Here is a 19386-nt window from a genome sequence, read left to right as displayed (position 1 = left end):
GGATATAAATGAACGTAGCTGGCCAGCCGTTCCATCGCGAAATCGGGCTTTATCCACGCGCAACCCTCTCACAAGCAAGACCCCGCCGAAGACGCGTGGTCATTCGGCGGGGTCCGGCTCGCCCTCGGGGCGAAATCAGGCTTCTGGGGTTACTTCTTACAGGTATTGACGCCAAGCATCGAGTAGAGCGGGCAGGTGCCCAGCAACCCGGTCCCGAGCGGAATCAGCCCCACCCAGAAAAGCCAGCGATAGGGGCCGGGCGGGGTCATGAAGAAGGCGATGATCAGGGCCAGCCCGATCACGATGCGCAGAGTGCGGTCGATGCCGCCGACATTGTTCTTGAACATTCAAAGCCCTTTCCGTGGCGCAGCTTCCTTGCAACTTGATACTGTTACGCGAACTCAGGCGGCAAGGATTAACTGCGGGAGGCGCGGTGACGCGCCTCCGCTCGGAATTCAGGTGCGGCTGCGCTTTTCGAAACGCGGCAGCATGGCCGAGAAGTCACGGCCCTTGCCGCCTTCGGTTTCCACGAAGGCCGAATAGAGCGCGGCGGCCAGCTTGCCCATCGGCGTGTCGGCATCGGCGCTCTCGGCGGCCTGCTGGCTCAGCCGCAGGTCCTTGAGCATCAGCTCGGCGGCGAAGCCCGGCTTGTAATCGTTGTCGGCGGGCGATTGCGGGCCGACGCCCGGCGCCGGGCAATAGGTGTTCATCGACCAGCTCTGACCCGAGGAGGTCGAGACCACGTCGAACATCTTCTCGCGGTCGAGGCCCAGCTTGTCGGCCAACGCGAAGGCTTCGCAGGTCGCGATCATCGTCACGCCGAGGATCATGTTGTTGCAGATCTTGGCCGCCTGACCCGCGCCCGCTTCGCCGCAATGCACGGCCTTCTGGCCCATCACGTCGAAGAGGGGCTTCACGATCTCGAAGCTTTTCGCGTCACCACCCACCATGAAGGTCAGCGTGCCGTTGGTCGCGCCGCCCACGCCACCGGAGACAGGCGCGTCGAGCGAACCGAGGCCGCGCTCTGCCGCCATCGCCGCGACCGCTTTCGCGCTGTCGACATCGACGGTCGAGCAATCGCACAGCACCGCATCTTCCTGCATCGCCGGGATCACTTCCTTCGCGACGTCGCGCAGGATCTGGCCGTTGGGGAGCATGGTGATGACGACCTCGGCCTCCTGCGCCGCCGCCGCTGCGGTCGTCGCCCGACCCACGCCCTCGGGCGGCGGGGCGGTGAGGTCGAAGCCGATCACTTTGTGACCCGCGGCGACCAGATTGGCCGCCATCGGCCCACCCATGTTTCCAAGCCCGATGAATGCGATTTTCATGTCGTCTCCTCCCAGATGGCCCATTCGGGGCCGAGCGGCTCCAGCATCTGCGCGACCGCCTCTTCCGGCAGCGCATCCAGAGCATATTTCCATTGCGGATTGCGATCCTTGTCGATGATCTGCGCCCGCACGCCCTCAAGAAAATCACCTAGCTCCGCCGCACGCCAGGTAAAGCGGAACTCATGGGTGAGGGCGGCGCGGATCGTGTTCTCGGCGCGGGTCATGCGGATCAGGCGCAGCGTCGCCTCCATCGACAGCGCGGAGTTGCGCAGCACCGTCTTGTAGGTCTTCTCGGCGAACTCGCTGCCCGAAGTCTCGAGCTTGGCGACGATCGCGCTGAGGTTCTCGGCCCAGAAGATGCGGTCGATCTCGGGGCGCAGGCCCTCGAGCTTGCCAGATTCGGGCGGGGTGCGCGGATGGGGCAGGGTGTCGATATTGCCGGTCTCGATGAGCCGGGTCTTCAACTCCTCCCAATCGGCCTCGGGCACGAACATATCGGCGAACCCGGCATAGAGCGCGTCGGTTGCGTTCATTCGCGCCCCCGTGAGGCCGAGATATTCGCCCACGTGGCCCGGCGCGCGCGCCAGCAAGAGCGTGCCGCCCACGTCCGGGATCAGCCCGATCCCGCTTTCCGGCATCGCGACCTGCGTGCTTTCGCCCACGATCCGGTGGCTGGCATGGCCGCCGACGCCGACGCCGCCGCCCATCACGAAGCCCTGCATGAAGGCGACGATGGGCTTGGGATATTCCGCGATCTTTGCGTTCATCCGGTATTCGTCGCGCCAGAAGTCGCGTCCCGGTGCATAATCGCCAGCGATCCCGGCCCGGTAGACGGCGGCGATGTCGCCGCCCGAGCAGAAGGCGCGATCACCCGCTGCGTCGATCACGACAAGATCGACCTCCGGGTCGTCGCGCCATGCGTCGAGCGCCGCCTCGATCGCCATGGCCATCTCGTGATCGAGCGCGTTGAGCGCCTTGGGTCGATTGAAGGTCAGCCGTCCGGCGTGGCCTTCCTTTCTCGCGATCATCGTTTCTTCGGTCATCCACGCTCCGCCAGCATCGCGCGGCTGACGATCAGCCGCATGATTTCATTCGTGCCTTCAAGGATCTGGTGCACGCGCAGGTCGCGCACGATCTTCTCGATCCCGTAATCGGCAAGATAGCCGTAACCACCATGCAATTGCAGGCATTGGTTTGCCACATCGAATGAGGCATCCGTCACATAGAGTTTAGCCATGGCGCAGAACTTCGTCGCATCGTGGGTCTTGTTGTCGAGCTTCCATGCCGCCTGACGCAGGAAGGTGCGCGCGGATTCCAGCTTCACCTCCATATCGGCGAGGCGGAATTGCAGCGCCTGGAACTGGTCGAGCGATTTACCGAAGGCCTTGCGCTCGCCCATATAGGCCAGCGTCTTGTTGAGCGCGGCCTGCGCGCCGCCCAGGGCGGAGGCCGCGATATTCAGACGCCCGCCATCGAGACCCGCCATCGCATAAGTGAAGCCTTTGCCCTCTTCGCCCAGCAGGTTCTCCGCCGGAATGTGGCAATCGTCGAATTGCACCTGCGCGGTCGGCTGGGCTTTCCAGCCCATCTTGCGCTCCAGCCCGCCGAAGCTGAGCCCCTTTGCACCGTCCTCGACCACGACCGTCGAGATGCCCTTAGGCCCCGGATCGCCGGTGCGGACCATGGTCACATAGACATCCGAATAGCCGCCGCCCGAGATGAACGCCTTGGTGCCGTTCAGGACCCAGCCCTCGTTCGAGCGCTCGGCCTTGGTCCGCAGCGCCGCTGCGTCCGAGCCTGAACCCGGCTCGGTCAGGCAGTAGGAGAAGACCTTTTTCATGCTGACCAGATCGGGCAGCCAGCGCGCCTTGTCCTCGTCCGAGCCGAACTTGTCGATCATGCCGCCGCACATGTTGTGGATCGACAGGAACGAGCCCACGGCGGGGCAGGACATCGCGAGCGCCTCGAAGACGAGCGTGGCATCGAGGCGCGACAGGCCCGATCCGCCATAGTCTTCGGAGACGTAGATGCCGCCCAGACCCAGCTCGGCCACTTTCGGCCAGAGCTCTTTCGGGATCGTGCCAGCCTCTTCCCACGCGTCCGCATGGGGGGCGATCTCGTCCTGCCCGAAGGCGAAAGCCATGTCGAAAATGGCCTGCTGTTCCTCGCTGAGCGCGTAATCCATGAAACTCCTCCCCGAGCTCACTTTCGGCAAAGGCTCGACCTCAACCGGATGAATTGAACACCCGTTTAATTTCGAATCCTTGCGAGAGTTTTGCAAGGGGGAGCTTGTGCAAGTGCAAGCGTGCCGTCAGCCCGTCAGATAATCCGCGATCACCGAGTGCGACCCGCGTGCCCAGACGTCGTTAAGAAGCGCGGTGAATTTCGCCACGACCTCGGCATTCTCGGCCAGATCGCCGTAGATTTCGGACATCTCCAGCCACGCGGCGGGACGCTCCTTCGCCAGCTTCGACTGCGCGACGAGGCGATCCCAATTCGGATCGTTCGGCGCGATCTCGGCGCCGGTCTCGCTGGTGCCGTAGCAATAGCGGCACCAGAGCGCGCTCTCGAGGATCAGCCCGGTGCAATCCCGGCCCTGAGCGAGGCAATCGCTGATCGAGGTGATGATGAACTTCGGCTGCCGGTTCGAGCCGTCATGGCACAGGCGGCGGATCGTGTCGGCCACTTCCGGGTTCGAGAAGCGGCTCAAGATCAGCTGCTTGTAATCGTTCAGGTCGGTGTCGGGCACCGGCGGCACGATGGGCAGGATCTCGGTCGTCTCGATCTTGTCGAGATAGGCGCGGATCTGATCATCTGCCATCGCCTCATGCGCGTATTCGATGTCCCGCAGGCCTGCGGCATATGCGATGATCGCGTGCCCGCCATTGAGGATACGGATCTTCATCGTCTCGAACCGGTCGACCGCATCGGTGAAGGTCACGCCGACTTTCTCCAGCGCGGGGCGGCCCGCAGGGAAATTGTCCTCCATCACCCATTGCCGGAAGGGCTCGCAGGTGACGGGGGCGGCGTCCTCGATCCCGAAGCTTTGGGCCAGCGCACGCTCGCGCGGGCCGGTGGCGGGGGTGATCCGGTCCACCATCGAGTTCGGAAAGGCGACATTGGTCTTGATCCAGGCGGCCAGTTCCGGGTCCGAAAGTTCCGCCAGCCCGCAGACCGCGTCGCGCGTGACATGGCCGTTATGGGGCACGTTATCGCAACACATCACGGTGAAGGGCGGCACGCCCGAGGCTCGGCGCGCCTTCAGCGCGGCGATGATCGCGCCGAACGCGGTCTCGGGATGGTCCGGATTGGCCGCATCGGCCTGAATGTCGGGATGGGTCGGGCTGAACGTGCCGGTCTTCGGGTCGATGTAATAGCCGCCCTCGGTCACGGTAAGCGACACGATCCGAACGCTGGGCTGCGACATGGCTGCGATCAGCGGCGCATTTCCGGAGGCCACTTCGGCAAAACCAACCATCGAGCCTATCACGCGGGCCGATTTCGCCGCCGGGTCCAGTTCGATCACGCTATAGAGCCCGTCCTGTGCTAGAACCGCATCGCGCATCTTCGCATCGCCCGGTCGAACGCCCGCGCCCATGAGCGCCCAGTCATGGCCTTCGCCCAAATTGAACAGATCGTCGAGATAGACCGCCTGATGCGCCCGGTGGAAATTGCCGCAGCCGATATGAACGATGCCGGGGGTGAGCGCCGCGCGGTCGTAACCGGGGCGCGCCACGTCTGCGGGAAGCTCGGAGAGGGTGTCGTTGGAAAGTGTCATGTCAGCTCATCCAGTTTCCGCCGTCGACATTGTAGGTCTGGGCGACGATGTATTCGGCCTCGTCCGAGGCGAGGAAAACGGCCATGCCGGTCAGGTCGGCGGCGGTCCCCATGCGGCCATAGGGGACGGACTCGCCGACCTCTTTCTTCTTCTGGCCCAGGGGTTTGTTCTCGTATTTCGCGAAGAAGGCATCGACGCCGTCCCAATGCTCGCCATCGACCACGCCGGGCGCGATCGCGTTCACGTTGATGCCATGTTCGATCAGGTTCAGCCCCGCCGATTGCGTAAGGCTGATGACGGCGGCCTTGGAGGCGCAATATACCGCGACCAATGCCTCGCCCCGACGTCCGGCCTGAGACGCCATGTTGATGATCTTGCCGCCACGGGCCTGCGCGATCATCTCCTTCGCCGCCGCCTGCATCATGAAGAGCGTGCCTTCGACATTGATCTTGAAGACGCGGGCGTAATCCTCGCGGGTGATTTCCACGAGCGGCGCGGCGGTGAAGATCGCGGCGTTGTTGATCAGGATGTCGATCCCGCCCGAGGCGCGCATCTTCTCCATCGCGGCGTCGATGCTCGCCGCGTCGGTCACGTCGAGCTTGAGCGCGACCGCGCCGATCTCGGCCGCGGTGTCCTCGGCCCGCGCGATGTCGATATCGCCGATCACGACCTCCGCGCCTTCCGCGATGTATTTCTCCGCGAAAGCGCGGCCGATCCCACGGGCTGCCCCGGTGATCAGAGCGCGTTTGCCATTCAGTCGCATCAGATTGCCTGTCCTTGCGCGTCGAATTTGTGGAGTTGATTGAGGTCGGGGGTCAGGTAGACCTTGTCGCCCGAATGCAGCCCGATCTCGCCGCCGCCGCGCACGTTGATCACGCCATGCTTCGTTTCGACATGCAGGAACGTGTCGGAGCCCAAGTGCTCGGACACGCCGACCGTGCCCTCCCACGCGCCTTCGGTCGTCGAGACCTCGATATGCTCCGGGCGGATGCCGATGCTGTCGGCGCCGTATTTCGCAGCTTCGTCGCCCTCGATGAAGTTCATCTTCGGCGAGCCGATGAAGCCCGCGACGAACTTGTTGCGCGGTGAGCGATACAGTTCCAGCGGCGAGCCAACCTGTTCGATCCGGCCGGCCTGCAGCACGACGATCTTGTCGGCCATGGTCATCGCCTCGACCTGATCGTGGGTGACGTAGATCATCGTGGTCTTGAGCTTCTGGTGCAGTTCCGAGATCTCCAGCCGCATGTTCACCCGCAGCGCCGCATCGAGGTTCGACAGCGGTTCGTCGAAAAGGAACGCCGCCGGTTCGCGCACGATGGCCCGACCGATCGCGACGCGCTGGCGCTGACCGCCCGAAAGCTGGCCGGGGCGACGGTCGAGATAGTCGGTCAGGTTGAGGATGCGCGCGGCATTGTCGACCTTCTCTTTGGCCGCCGCCGCGTCCAGCTTTGCCATCTTCAGCGGGAAGGCGATGTTCTTGCGCACCGACATATGCGGGTAGAGCGCGTAGCTCTGGAACACCATCGCCAGACCGCGCTTGGCGGGGGGCAGGTCGCTCGAAGGTTGACCGTTGATCTCGATTTCGCCGCCCGAGACGTCTTCCAGACCCGCGATCAGGCGCAGAAGGGTGGATTTGCCGCAGCCCGAGGGGCCGACGAAGACGACGAACTCGCCTTCGTTGATTTCCAGATCGAGCGGCGGGATGACCTCGACATCGCCGAAGGCCTTGCGGACGCCCTTGAGGGTAATCTGTCCCATGGGTTTAGCTCCTTATTTCACGGCGCCGAAGGTCAGGCCACGCACCAGCTGTTTCTGGCTGAACCAGCCGAGGATCAGGATCGGTGCGATAGCCAGCGTCGAGGCGGCAGAGAGTTTCGCGTAGAACAGCCCTTCGGGGCTGGAATAGGCGGCAATGAAAGCGGTGAGGGGGGCGGCATTCGCCGCCGTCAGGTTCAGCGTCCAGAAGGCTTCGTTCCAGGCGAGGATCACGTTGAGCAGAAGCGTCGAGGCGATGCCGGGCACGGCCATCGGGGTCAGCACGTAGAGGATCTCGCCGCTCAAGGTCGCGCCATCCATACGGGCGGCCTCGAGGATGTCCTTCGGAATTTCCTTGAAATAGGTGAAGAGCATCCAGATCACGATCGGCAGGTTCATCAGGCACAGCACGATGACCAGACCGGTCCGGGTATCCAGCAGGCCCCAGTCGCGGAACATCAGGTAGATCGGGACGAGCACCCCCACGGCGGGCATCATCTTGGTGGACAGCATCCACATCAGCACGTCCTTGGTGCGCTTGCCCGGCACGAAGGCCATGGCCCAGGCCGAGGGGATCGCGACGATTAACGCCAGCAGGGTGGAGCCGAACGAGATCACCACCGAATTCATGAAGTGGCGGAAGTAGTTCGAGCGCTCCTGAACGAGATGGTAGCTATCGACGGTCCAGGCCGAGGTCAGCACGTCCCACGGGGCCTTGATCGCGTCGCCCTCGGTCTTGAACGACAGGATGATCGTCCAGAGGATCGGGAAGAAGATCACGAAGGCCAGCGCCCATGCGATCACGGACATGATCGTGCGGCGGCGGTTGGAGATTTTGCGCGCCATTGGATTACGCCTCCAGGTTCTTGCCGATCATCCGCATCAGGAAGATCGCGACGATATTTGCGAGGATCACGGCGATCACACCGCCCGCGGCGCCTCCGCCCACGTCGAATTGCAGCAGCGACTGGACATAGACGAGGTAGGTCAGCGTGGTGGACGCGTTGCCCGGCCCGCCATTCGTGGTCACTAGGATTTCCGCGAAGGTCGAGAGCAGGAAGATCGTCTGGATGAGGATCACCACGGTCGCGGCGCGCGCGAGGTGCGGCAGCATGATGTAGAAGAACCGCGACAGGGCGCCCGCGCCGTCCATCTCGGCGGCTTCCAGCTGCTCGGAATCCAGCGATTGCAGCGCGGTCAGCAGGATCAGCGTCGCGAAGGGCAGCCACTGCCATGCCACGATTATGGTGATCGAAAGCATCGGCGCATGGGCGAGAAAGTCATATGGCTGTAGCCCTATCGCCTTGGCGATATAGGCGAAAATGCCGTTCACCGGATTGTAGAGCATGTTCTTCCAGACCAGTGCGGACACGGTCGGCATGACGAAGAAGGGCGCGATCACGAGAACCCGTACGATGCCCTGGCCGAAGATCGGCTGATCGAGGAGCAGCGCCAGCAGGATGCCCCCGATCACGGTGATCAGCAGCACGCCCCCCACCAGCACCAAAGTGTTCTTGAGCGCAGTGAAGAAGGCGGGATCGGTGAGGAAGTAATAGTAATTGTCCCAGCCCACGAAGCCGCCCTGACCGGGCATCAGCAGGTTGTAGCGCTGGAACGAGAACCAGATCGTCATGCCCAGCGGCACGGCCATCCACATGAACAGCAGGATGACGGATGGCGAAATCATGAGACGCGCGGCAGAGCGCGAGGCTTGCGTGGACATCGGTCCGGCTCCGGTTATCGGAAGTTGAAAAAAAGAGGCACGGGGCGGTCAGACCCAAAATGACCGCCCCGGCCGGGGAGGGGCCTGGTTACTTGATGTAACCGGCCTTCTTCATCTCGCGCTCGGTCAGGCTCTGTGCGTTTTGCAGTGCCTGATCGCCGGAGATTTGCCCCGCGAGCGCAGCCGAGAACTGCTGGCCGACGGCGGTGCCGATCGCCTGGAACTCGGGGATCGCGACGAACTGGACGCCGGTGTAGGGAACCGGGTCGACCGTCGGATTGGTCGGGTCAGCCGCGTTGATCGAGTCCAGCGTCAGCTTCGCGAAGGGGGCCGCTTCGAGATATTTCGGGTTCTCGTAGAGCGAGGTACGGGTGCCCGGGGGCACGTTCGCCCAGCCCTCTTTCTCGGCCACGAGCTCGGTATAGTGCTTCGAGGTCGCCCATTCGATGAAGGTCTTCGCGGCGTCTTCCTTCTGGGTGCCCGCCGGGATCGCCAGCGACCAGGCCCAGAGCCAGTTCGCGCGCTTGTCGACGCCTTCCTTGTTCGGCGCGAGCGCGAAGCCGACCTTGTCGGCCACGGTCGAGTCCTTGGGGTTGGTCACGAAGGACGCAGCCACCGTGGCGTCGATCCACATGCCGCATTTGCCCTGCTGGAACAGTGCGAGGTTCTCGTTGAAGCCGTTGGCCGACGCGCCGGGCGGGCCGTATTTGTTCATCATGTCGAGGTAACGCGACATGGTCTCTTTCCACGGGGCCGTGTTGAATTGCGGCTGCCAGTTCTCGTCGAACCAACGTCCGCCCATCGAGTTGTCCATCGTGGTCAGGAAGGCGGCGTTCTCGCCCCAACCGGCCTTGCCGCGCAGACAGATGCCGTAGACTTCATTGTCCTTGTCGGTCATCGCGGCAGCGGCTTTTTCGATGTCGGACCAGGTCGGCTTCTCGGGCATTTCCATCCCGGCCTTTTCCATCAGGTCCTTGCGATACATCACGAAGGAGCTTTCGCCGTAGAAGGGCGCTGCATAGAGCTTGCCATCCACGGTGAGGCCTTTGCGGATCTGCGGCAGCAGGTCGTTCACGTCATAGCTGTCGGGCATGCCGTCGAGCGGCACGAGCCAGCCCTGCTTGCCCCAGATCGGAACCTCGTAGGTGCCGATAGTCAGCACGTCGAACTGGCCGCCTTTGGTGGCGATGTCGGTGGTGACCTTCTGGCGCAGGACGTTCTCTTCCAGCGTGACCCATTCCACCTTGATGTCGGGATGCTCGGCATAGAAGTCGTCCATCAGGCCCTGCATGCGGACCATATCGCCGTTGTTCACGGTTGCGACGGTGATGGTGGTCTCGGCTGCCGCAGCAGTCGCAAGCGCGCCGAGAGCACAGGCGCCCATGAGCGCCCGGATCGTATAAGTCATAGATTTCCTCCCTTGCGGTCTGAGCATATGCCCAAACTGTGAGAAAATATTCACAAACAGAACCCAAGCTGTCAATCAAGAATTACTGCGATGTCTTGATTTATTATGAACGCCGTCTCTAACGCCTTGTTTCGGCGTCAGTCTTCCAACAGGGCCTGAGCCGTCGGCTCGTCGGTCACGAGCCCGTTGAGAAGCCGGCCTTCCAGAGCGGCACGAATCGCGACCAGTTTCGAGCTGCCAGCGGCGATGCCGATCACCGGGGCGTCGCGCTTGGGCTCGATCCGGAACGAGCCGAAACGCGTCGTGGTGGGAGTGGTGATGTAGTTGCCCTGCGCATCGTAGAACGAGCCCACGAGCTCGCCCACGCCGCCAGCCGCGCGCAGCTCCTCGAGTTCGGCGAGGGTGACGAAGCCGTCCTTGTGCACCGGCGCGTCCTCGCCCAGCTGGCCGACGCCGACGAAGGTCGCATCCGCCTCCGCCGCGAGCCGCTTCACGGCCTGCACCGGCTTGAGCCGGTCGAACATCGCACGTTCCTCCACCGTTTCCGAGATCACCGGAACCAGCATCGGATAATGCGGCAGGCGCAGCTTGTCGGCCATCCGCATGATGACGTCATAGAACGAGGCAGAACCGTCCGGGGCGATGTTGCCGATCAGCGAGACGATCTTGTGCTCGGTCGCGGGGCGCTGCATCACCTCGTTCACCATCGCAGAGAGCGAGCGGCCTGTCCCGAAGGCGATCACCTGCGGCTCGGACCGTGCGAGGATCCGTTCGAGAAGCGTGGCGGCAAAAGCGGCGGTGGCCGTGGCCGGGTCGCCGCGTTCACCCAGCGACGGCGCGACGCGCACCGTCTGCAGCCCGAAGCGACGCATCAGCGCCGCTTCCAGTTCCAGACAGGCGCCGATCTTGTGCTCGATCCGCACCCGCACCAGTCCTTCTGAAACCGCGCGGCTCACCAGCCGCTGCGCGCGCTGGCGCGACACGCCAAGTTCGGCGGCGATCTGGTCCTGCGTCATGCCGCCGACGTAATAGAGCCATCCGGCCCGTGCCGCCTCGTCATCGCGCGAAGTTTCGGCCTCATTCATACGGCTCACGACTCTTTCTCCCTGATGAGTCCATTCTGGAAGAACTCGGTGAAATGCGCAAATTCGCGATGCGGACGGGCATCCTCGGGCGGCGTCAGGTCGCGCCCGGCCAGATGGCTGCCGCCGGTGAAACGCCAGACTTCCATCCCCGCCGCAAGCCCTGCACGAATGCCGTTGAGGCTGTCCTCGATCACCAGCGTGCGGGCAGGGGCCGCGCCCATCTTCTCCGCCGCGTGCAGGAACAGGTCGGGTGCGGGCTTTCCATGGGCGACCTCGCTCGCGGTGAACAGCCGATCGCCCACCCGGTCGCGCAGGCCTGCGATTTCGAGCGAGCGTTCGGCGCGCGGCAGGCTCGACGACGTGGCCACGCACCATGGCACGTCGAGTGCCTCCAGCACATCGGCCACGCCCTGAGTCACCCGCAGGTCCCGCTCGAACGCGTCGAGCAGACGCGCGCGATACTGCGCCTCGAACTCCTCCGGAAGATCAAGCCCGAACTCGGAGCGGATCTGCTTCATCACCGTGGGATAGGACCGGCCGAGGAAATGGCGCGCGACGTAATCGAGGTCGATATTCACCTGCAGCGTGGCCAGCTCGTCGATCAGCATCTGCGCCGAAATGATCTCGGAATCGATCAGCACCCCGTCGCAGTCGAAAATCACCAGATCGGTCATGGTTCCTCCCCCTGTCATTCGCGCAGCGATAGCGTGCGAAACCGGGGATGGCCAGAGGCGGGAACGGTCTGTCAGACCATGGCCTCCTGCGCACCGATCCCGGTCACCCGAAGCGCGATCGCGCCCGCGCCGAACAGGAAGATCGCCATCACGCCGAGCCAACCGACCCACGGGATGATCCAGATCAGCGCGCCGATCGCCGCGCCACCGAACGCCGCGAGGGCGCATTCGCCCGGCGTGACCGGCTGGCCGCGCCCGATCAGATCATGCAACCACGCGCCGATGACCCAGATCCCCACGATATAGCCGCCGAAGCCCAGCACCAGCACTCCGAGCAGCGAGAACGGCACCAGCACCAGCCCGATCACGGTCATCGCAAGCAGCAAGATCGATCCCACGAGCGCCGAGAGCCCGACGAACCCCGCAAGGCCCGCGCGCAAGGGATGGGCGAGGCTGCGCCGGCGCATGCGGTCCATCAAGCCCGGCGCGAAGACCGCGAGAAGCGTGGCCACGATCCCGACCACGAGCACGCCGCCCAGCCAGTCGCGGATCTCGATCAGGTAATTGCGCGCCGGGGCAGGGCGTGCCTTCGCCTCTTCGAATTCCTTCGCCTGATGAATGCTCACCCGTTCGGCCGGGGCGACGCTGGAGGGGACGGTCACCTCACCGGGCGTGTCGGTATAGACCTGAACCTTGCCTGTGACCGTCGCGCCATCGCCCCAGGTGACGGTCTTTGTTCCCAGCACGAGATCGCCCGAAATTTCGGCGTCGATCAGCGCCTCGTCGGCGCCGATGACCGCGCTGCCCGCGACAGGAGCCTCGAGCCGAACCTGCTGCCCCATCGCGCGCAGGTTGCCCGAGATCGTCCCCTTGACGGTGAGCGCCTGACCCGCGAGCGTCGCCGCGCCTGCGACCGGGGCCGCGAGGTCGATATCCTGACCCGCCGCATAAAGGTCGCCGCCCACCCGTGCGCCGATCACGATATTCTGGCCCGCGAGATGCGCCGCGCCCGTGATCGGGCTACCCATAGTGACGTGCTGACCAGCGGCGAAAAGATCGTGGATGTTCTCACCCGTGGCACTCACGGTGCGGCCCGCGAGATAGGCGTCGCCGCCGAAGCGCCAGTCTTGAGTTTCCTCGGCCGCCGCGACCGAGGCGGCCAGAGCGACAGCGAGGCAGGCGAGGGATTTGACGAGGAAATTGCGCGACATAACCGGGCCTTCCAGCGAAATTGATGATGGGGAAGTGTAACACCAATCGTTCACGGCCACGTGACATAGCTCAATACGGGCATAAAAACCTGCGATTTACGCATGTGAAAAGGGGCGCCCCTTCCGGAGCGCCCCTTCCCATAGATCCCTGAAGCGGGAACGGCTGATTACATCATGCCGCCCATGCCGCCCATGCCGCCCATGTCGGGGGCACCGCCAGCGCCTTTCGGCTCCGGCTTCTCGGCGATCATCGCTTCGGTGGTGATCAGCAGGCCAGCAACCGAGGCCGCGTCTTCGAGCGCGGTGCGGGTCACTTTCGCCGGGTCGATCACGCCGAACTCGAACATGTTGCCGTACTCTTCGGTCTGCGCGTTGAAGCCGAAGTTCAGATCGTCGCTCTCGCGGACCTTGCCGGCCACGACAGCACCGTCCACACCGGCGTTCTCTGCGATCTGACGCAGCGGCGCTTCGAGGGCGCGCTTGACGATCGCGATACCGGCTTCCTGGTCGGAGTTCGCACCGGAGAGACCGGCGAGCACTTTCGCGCCCTGAACGAGGCTGACGCCACCGCCGACAACGATGCCTTCCTGAACGGCCGCACGGGTCGCGTTCAGAGCGTCGTCCACACGGTCCTTGCGCTCTTTCACTTCGACTTCGGTCATGCCGCCGACGCGGATGACAGCCACGCCACCGGCCAGTTTCGCGACGCGCTCTTGCAGCTTCTCGCGGTCGTAGTCCGAGGTGGTTTCCTCGATCTGGGTGCGGATCTGGCTGACGCGCGCTTCGATCTCGGCCTTGTCACCAGCGCCTTCGACGATGGTGGTGTCGTCCTTGGTGATGCTCACCTTCTTGGCGGTGCCCAGCATGTCCATGCCGACGTTCTCGAGCTTCATGCCGAGGTCTTCCGAGATCACCTGGCCGCCGGTCAGGATCGCGATGTCCTGCAGCATGGCCTTGCGGCGGTCGCCGAAGCCCGGTGCTTTCACGGCTGCGATCTTAAGGCCGCCGCGCAGCTTGTTGACCACGAGGGTCGCGAGCGCTTCGCCTTCGACGTCTTCGGCGATGATGAGGAGCGGCTTTTGCGACTGGATGACCTGCTCGAGCAGCGGGACCATCGGCTGCAGCGACGAGAGCTTCTTCTCGTGGAGCAGGATGTAGCAGTCTTCGAGTTCCGCGACCATCTTGTCGGGGTTGGTCACGAAGTAGGGCGACAGGTAGCCACGGTCGAACTGCATGCCTTCGACGACTTCGACTTCGGTCTCCATGCCGCGGGCTTCTTCAACGGTGATGACGCCGTCATTGCCGACTTTCTGCATCGCGTTGGCGATCATCTTGCCGATGGCTTCTTCGCCGTTCGCCGAGATGGTGCCGACCTGAGCGACTTCGTCCGAGTCCTTGACCGGGCGGGCCGCGCTCTTGATCGCGTCGACGACTTTCGAGGTCGCGAGATCGATGCCGCGCTTGAGGTCCATCGGGTTCATGCCAGCGGCCACGGCTTTCAGGCCGTCCTTGACGATCGCCTGAGCGAGCACGGTGGCGGTGGTGGTGCCGTCGCCAGCCTCGTCATTGGTGCGCGAGGCGACTTCTTTCACCATTTGCGCGCCCATGTTCTCGAACTTGTCCGAAAGTTCGATCTCTTTGGCGACCGACACACCGTCTTTGGTGATGCGCGGCGAGCCGAACGACTTTTCGATCACGACGTTGCGGCCTTTCGGGCCCAGCGTGACCTTCACCGCGTCGGCGAGGATGTTGACGCCGTCGAGCATACGATCGCGGGCGTCGGTGGAGAATTTCACGTCCTTGGCTGCCATGTTTGTTGGCTCCTTGACTGAGTTGTTCTTGGGATATCAGGGGATCTCGGTAAGGGCAGGGCGCCTTACGAGATGATGCCCATGATGTCGCTTTCTTTCATGATGAGCAGCTCTTCGCCGTCGAGGGTCACTTCCGTGCCCGACCACTTGCCGAAGAGAACGCGGTCGCCAGCTTTGACGCCCGGTGCGATCAGCTCGCCCGATTCCTTGCGCGCGCCGTCACCCACTGCGACGACTTCACCCTCTGCGGGCTTTTCTTTCGCGCTGTCGGGGATGATCAGGCCACCCTTGGTTTTTTCTTCGCTCTCCACGCGCTTGACCAGCACACGGTCATGAAGCGGTTTGAATGCCATCTGGGTCACTCCCTAAAGGTTCCAGGTTCGAAAACTTTTAGCACTCGTCATTGGTGAGTGCTAACGATGGCGGAGTTAGTCATTGAGGCGGGCGGCTGTCAATAACCGAAAAGCGAATTTTTTGCGTCAATTCGAACGATCGGGGCGCGGCGATTTCGCCTCTATGCGGAACGCATATCGCGTGGCACTCTCGCCCTCATGAAATTCGCCAAGCTCCTTCGGCCTTTGCTGGCCCCCGCGCTTTCTCTCTGCCTCGCACTGCCCGCATGGGCGGAGTGCCGCGGCACGAATATTTTTGACGCGCTGCCCAAGGCCGAGCAGGAGGCGCTGACCGCCGCTGCCGATTCCGCGCCCTTCTCTCGCGGATTGCTGTTTTCTGCAACCAAGGGCACGGAAAAGATCACACTGGCCGGCACCTACCATCTGCCCGATCCGCGTCATGACAAGCTGGTCGGGGCGCTCTCGAAGGCACTCGAGAAAGCGTCGCGGCTGCTGGTGGAGGCGGGCCCGGACGAGCAGGCGCGGCTGGAGCACGCGATCCAGACCGACCCGACGCTGATGTTCTCGACCGGCAAGACCCTGCCACAGATGATGTCCGAGCAGGACTGGAACATGACCAAGGCGGCGCTCGCGGCCCATGGGATGCCCGCTTTCCTCGCCGCGAAGATGCGGCCCGCTTTCGTCGCGATGACGCTGTCGCTGCCGCCCTGTGCCACGGCCGAGCTCGCCAAGGGAGAGGGCGGTCTGGACCTGCAGGTAATGACGCAGGCCGAGGCCGACGGCGTGCCGGTCGAGGCGCTGGAGCCGTGGGACACTGTCTTCAAGCTGTTCAACGGCATCACCGAGACCGAGGCGCTGGAAATGCTCCGCGCGGCAGTGATCGGCGCGCCCTTGGCTGACGATATGGGCGTGACGATGGGCGATCTCTATTTCCGGGGCGAACCGCGCCTGATCTGGGAACTGGCGCGCGAACAGGCCGTCACGGCAGGCATGAATGCCGATGAGGTCGAGCGCCAGATGAAGCTCTCCGAGGATCTGCTGATGGTCGCCCGCAACCGCAACTGGCTGCCCAAGATCGAAGCCGCGGCGAAGCAGGGGCCGGTCGTGGTCGCGGTGGGCGCGCTGCACCTTTCGGGTAAAGAGGGGTTGTTGCGGTTGCTCGAGAAGGACGGCTGGAGCATCGAGCGGCTCGATAGCTGAGACGTCGAAATGCAGTTTGCCCCGGGGCGACCCGCCCCGGTCCGCGCCTGTCCGGTTGCTCGCTTGCGGCTCTTTCCGCATCGCCAGACCCCTAGGTGACAAGCCCAGACACAGCGCCTATAACCTGCGCCGACAGTTGATTATCCGAGAGGATCTCCCCATGACGATTAAGGTTTTCGGCCACAAGGCCCCCGACACCGACTCGACCGGCTCGCCCATTGCCTGGGCGTGGTATCTCAACGAAGTCAAAGGCACCCCGGCCAAGCCCTGCCTGCTGGGCGAGCCCAATACCGAGGCGGCTTTCGTCATCGAGCATTGGGGCCTCGACAAGCCCGAGATCATCTCTGACGTGGAAGAAGGCGAGGACGTGGTCGTCGTCGACACCAACAACCCCGCCGAGCTGCCGAGCGGTATCAACGCTGCCAACGTCATCCAGATCATCGATCACCACAAGCTGACCGGCGGGATCGAGACCAAGGGACCGATCGACATCACGATGCGCCCGCTCGCCTGCACCGCGACCATCCTCTACGATCTGATGGGCGACGACGTGGCGAAAGCGCCGCGCGGCATCAAGGGCGCGATGCTCAGCTGCATCCTGTCGGATACGCTGGAATTCCGCTCGCCCACCACGACCGATCACGACCGCGCCGTCTGCGACGCGCTGGCGAGCGATCTGGGCATCGACATGCACGAGCTGGCCGAGAAGATGTTCGAAGCGAAATCGGACGTCTCCGCCTTCACCGATGCAGAACTGCTGCGGATGGATTCCAAGGAATACCCGGTCGACGGCACGACCTTCCGCGTTTCCGTGCTGGAGACCACCGCGCCGAAGATGGTGCTGGACCGGAAGGCCTCGCTGATGACCTCGATGGAAGAGGTCGCGAAGGAAGACGGCGTCGATCAGGTGCTCCTGTTCGTGATCGACATCCTGAAGGAAGAGGCGACGCTGCTGGTGCCGAACGATCTGGTGAAGGGCGTGGCCGAGAAGAGCTTCGACGCCACGGTCGAGGGCGACACGGTGGTGCTGCCCGGCGTGATGAGCCGCAAGAAGCAGATCATCCCGTCGCTCAAGGTCTGAGCTTTCGGGATTTGAGATAGGGAAGGGGCGTCCGGTCGGGCGCCCCTTTTTCTTATTTGGTCGCCCAGTTCGGGTGCAATCGCGAAGCGGGAGCATTTTGCTCCGGCGCGGGGCGACCAGCCCCGGGCCGCGCCCGAGCCTCCCCCCGGGAGGGCGCATTGGCGATGTCAGCGCGGGCTCGAACGTCATTCGGGCTTGCGAGATAAACTGCCAAGCCACCCGCCGATCGAAGCGCTCACCCGAGGCTCAGGCCCGCCCCTCAGTGCCTCATTCCTCCATCGTCCCCGTTTCCACGAAGCGCTGGTGCCAGCTCAGCGCCTCGCCCAGCAGGTTCGGGGCATGATTGGCGAAGCTGCCCTTCTTGGCGCGCTCGAAATAGTCCCGCAGCATCGGGCGATAGGCGGGATGGGCGCAGGTCTCGATGATCGTCTCGGCACGCTGCTTCGGAGACAGCCCGCGCAGATCGGCCAGACCCTGTTCGGTCACGATCACCTGCACATCCTGCGCGATGTGATCGACATGGGCGGCCATCGGCACGATCGCCGAAATCTTACCACCTTTGGCGACCGACGGAGTCATGAAGATCGAGACATAGCCGTTGCGCGCGAAATCGCCCGAACCGCCGATGCCGTTCTGGATCTTCGAGCCCATCACATGTGTCGAGTTCACGTTGCCATAGATATCCGCTTCGATCAGCCCGTTCATCGCGATGCAGCCCAATCGGCGCACCAGCTCTGGATGGTTCGAGATTTCCTGCGGACGCAGGATCAGCTTGTCGCGGAAATAGGCGGCGTTGTCGTTGAAATACTGCGCCTTCTCGGGCGAGAGCGAAAAGGCGGTGGCCGAGGCCATGCGCAGCTTGCCCGCCTCGATCATGTCGAGCATCCCGTCTTGAATGACCTCGGTGAAGGCGGTCATCTGGTCGAAGGGGGCCTCGATCAGCCCGGCCATCACCGCGTTCGGCACGTTGCCCACGCCGGATTGCAGCGGCAGCAGCCCGCGCGGCAGGCGGCCCTGTTTCACCTCGTTGCCGAGAAAGTCGAGGATATGGCCCGCAATCGCCTCGGCCACCGCATCGGGCGGGCTGAAGGGCGCGTTGCGGTCGGGCGCGTCGGTCTCGACCACGGCCACGACTTTCTCGGGATCGACCTCGAAATAGGTCTGGCCGATGCGGTCGTCAGGCTTCACCAGCGGGATCGGCACGCGGTTCGGGGGCAGGGCGGTGCCGTAATAGATGTCATGCATCCCCTCCAGCATCGGTGACTGCCAGCGGTTCACTTCGAGGATGATCTTGTCAGCGCAGTCGAGCCACGTCTTGTTGTTGCCGACCGAGCTCGACGGGATCAGCTTGCCATCCTCGGTGATGCCGCAGATCTCAATCACCGCCGTGTCGAGCTTGCCCATGAACCCCATCCACGCCATCGGGGCGACCTGGCTCAGGTGCATGTCGAAATATTTCATCTGACCCGCGTTGATCCGCTCGCGCGCGATCGGGTCGGAATTGTAGGGCAGGCGGAATTCGATCCCGTCGGCCTTGGCCAGAGCGCCGTCCAGCTCGGGGCCCGTCGAAGCACCCGACCAGATCTTCACCTTGAACGGGCGGCCCGCCGCGTGCTCGGCCTCGATCCGGGAAGCGAGCGCCATCGGCACCGCCTTGGGATAGCCCGAGCCGGTGAAACCCGACATGCCGATCGTCGCGCCATTGTCGATCAGGGCGGCGGCGTCTTCGGCGGACATCACCTTGGCGGCGAGCCCGGCATGGGCTTTGCGGATCGTGTGGTTCATGAGCAAGCGCCTCCTTCGCGATGGTTCGGTCGCGATGGCGCGGAGCGGGGCTCCTCTCTGCCTCGCATCGCCGCGCGACCTCGTGTTCCGCTGACGAGGAACGCGAGGTTGCGCGGGATGTCCATGTTTGGCCGGTATGCGATGGACGCATGACTCATGTCTCTGGGCGCATGGCGTAGAGTTTGCGGCGCCGG

Annotated in this window: 18 protein-coding genes; 2 read left to right on the top strand and 16 right to left on the bottom strand. The window is 63.8% G+C overall.

Annotation, left to right across the window (positions count from 1 at the left end):
* Window positions 1-149: 149 nt before the first annotated feature.
* From B6V75_RS04250 to groES, 15 genes are all read right to left on the bottom strand, one after another.
* Entirely contained in the window at window positions 150-347 is a 198-nt protein-coding gene (locus tag B6V75_RS04250) for a DUF2892 domain-containing protein (RefSeq protein ID WP_088718830.1), read from the bottom strand.
* 108 nt (window positions 348-455) lie between these two features.
* Window positions 456-1328 carry a 3-hydroxyisobutyrate dehydrogenase gene (mmsB, locus tag B6V75_RS04245; RefSeq protein ID WP_075774599.1) on the bottom strand — a complete coding sequence of 291 codons (873 nt, stop codon included), beginning with the start codon at window positions 1326-1328 and terminating at the stop codon, window positions 456-458.
* On the bottom strand, window positions 1325-2371 hold the full coding sequence (locus B6V75_RS04240; RefSeq protein WP_088718829.1) for an enoyl-CoA hydratase/isomerase family protein: 1047 nt from the start codon (window positions 2369-2371) through the stop codon (window positions 1325-1327). The genes mmsB and B6V75_RS04240 overlap by 4 nt, the downstream gene beginning before the upstream one ends.
* Window positions 2368-3513, bottom strand: a complete 1146-nt coding sequence (locus B6V75_RS04235) for an acyl-CoA dehydrogenase family protein (protein WP_088718828.1) — start codon at window positions 3511-3513, stop codon at window positions 2368-2370. Before B6V75_RS04235 ends, B6V75_RS04240 begins: the two co-directional genes overlap by 4 nt.
* A gap of 126 nt (window positions 3514-3639) precedes the next feature.
* Entirely contained in the window at window positions 3640-5106 is a 1467-nt protein-coding gene (locus B6V75_RS04230; protein ID WP_088718827.1) for a mannitol dehydrogenase family protein, read from the bottom strand.
* Window position 5107: 1 nt separating this feature from the next.
* Complete coding sequence (locus tag B6V75_RS04225; protein ID WP_075774603.1) at window positions 5108-5872, bottom strand: L-iditol 2-dehydrogenase; 765 nt, start codon at window positions 5870-5872, stop codon at window positions 5108-5110.
* On the bottom strand, window positions 5869-6864 hold the full coding sequence (locus B6V75_RS04220; protein ID WP_075774604.1) for an ABC transporter ATP-binding protein: 996 nt from the start codon (window positions 6862-6864) through the stop codon (window positions 5869-5871). Before B6V75_RS04220 ends, B6V75_RS04225 begins: the two co-directional genes overlap by 4 nt.
* A gap of 12 nt (window positions 6865-6876) precedes the next feature.
* Window positions 6877-7707 carry a carbohydrate ABC transporter permease gene (locus B6V75_RS04215; protein WP_075774605.1) on the bottom strand — a complete coding sequence of 277 codons (831 nt, stop codon included), beginning with the start codon at window positions 7705-7707 and terminating at the stop codon, window positions 6877-6879.
* Between the two features lie 4 nt (window positions 7708-7711).
* On the bottom strand, window positions 7712-8584 hold the full coding sequence (locus tag B6V75_RS04210; RefSeq protein ID WP_075774606.1) for a sugar ABC transporter permease: 873 nt from the start codon (window positions 8582-8584) through the stop codon (window positions 7712-7714).
* 88 nt (window positions 8585-8672) lie between these two features.
* The gene (locus B6V75_RS04205; protein WP_075774607.1) at window positions 8673-9992 is read right to left on the bottom strand and encodes a sugar ABC transporter substrate-binding protein; all 1320 of its coding nucleotides are present in this window, start codon (window positions 9990-9992) and stop codon (window positions 8673-8675) included.
* Window positions 9993-10129: 137 nt separating this feature from the next.
* A complete protein-coding gene (locus B6V75_RS04200; RefSeq protein WP_088718826.1) occupies window positions 10130-11077 on the bottom strand; it encodes a sugar-binding transcriptional regulator in 948 nt (315 codons plus the stop codon).
* Between the two features lie 5 nt (window positions 11078-11082).
* Window positions 11083-11751, bottom strand: a complete 669-nt coding sequence (locus B6V75_RS04195) for an HAD family hydrolase (RefSeq protein ID WP_075774609.1) — start codon at window positions 11749-11751, stop codon at window positions 11083-11085.
* Between the two features lie 71 nt (window positions 11752-11822).
* Window positions 11823-12962 carry a hypothetical protein gene (locus tag B6V75_RS04190; RefSeq protein ID WP_088718825.1) on the bottom strand — a complete coding sequence of 380 codons (1140 nt, stop codon included), beginning with the start codon at window positions 12960-12962 and terminating at the stop codon, window positions 11823-11825.
* A 167-nt stretch (window positions 12963-13129) separates the two neighbouring features.
* On the bottom strand, window positions 13130-14773 hold the full coding sequence (groL, locus tag B6V75_RS04185) for a chaperonin GroEL (RefSeq protein ID WP_075774611.1): 1644 nt from the start codon (window positions 14771-14773) through the stop codon (window positions 13130-13132).
* 65 nt (window positions 14774-14838) lie between these two features.
* Window positions 14839-15126 carry a co-chaperone GroES gene (groES, locus tag B6V75_RS04180; protein WP_075774612.1) on the bottom strand — a complete coding sequence of 96 codons (288 nt, stop codon included), beginning with the start codon at window positions 15124-15126 and terminating at the stop codon, window positions 14839-14841.
* A 198-nt stretch (window positions 15127-15324) separates the two neighbouring features.
* Here groES and B6V75_RS04175 point away from each other — a divergent pair, with 198 nt between their 5' ends.
* Together B6V75_RS04175 and B6V75_RS04170 are read left to right on the top strand one after the other, a co-directional pair.
* Window positions 15325-16326, top strand: coding sequence for a TraB/GumN family protein (locus B6V75_RS04175; protein ID WP_077701191.1), 1002 nt, complete (start codon window positions 15325-15327; stop codon window positions 16324-16326).
* 160 nt (window positions 16327-16486) lie between these two features.
* Complete coding sequence (locus tag B6V75_RS04170; protein ID WP_075774613.1) at window positions 16487-17407, top strand: manganese-dependent inorganic pyrophosphatase; 921 nt, start codon at window positions 16487-16489, stop codon at window positions 17405-17407.
* A gap of 267 nt (window positions 17408-17674) precedes the next feature.
* Here B6V75_RS04170 and B6V75_RS04165 read toward each other — a convergent pair whose 3' ends face one another.
* Complete coding sequence (locus B6V75_RS04165; RefSeq protein ID WP_088718824.1) at window positions 17675-19192, bottom strand: acetyl-CoA hydrolase/transferase family protein; 1518 nt, start codon at window positions 19190-19192, stop codon at window positions 17675-17677.
* Between the last annotated feature and the right edge of the window lie 194 nt (window positions 19193-19386).

Origin of the sequence: Thioclava sp. F1Mire-8 (genome assembly GCF_002213165.1) — a bacterium.
In the GTDB taxonomy this organism is placed as follows: domain Bacteria; phylum Pseudomonadota; class Alphaproteobacteria; order Rhodobacterales; family Rhodobacteraceae; genus Thioclava; species Thioclava nitratireducens.
This window is presented reverse-complemented; position numbering and strand designations above follow the sequence as displayed.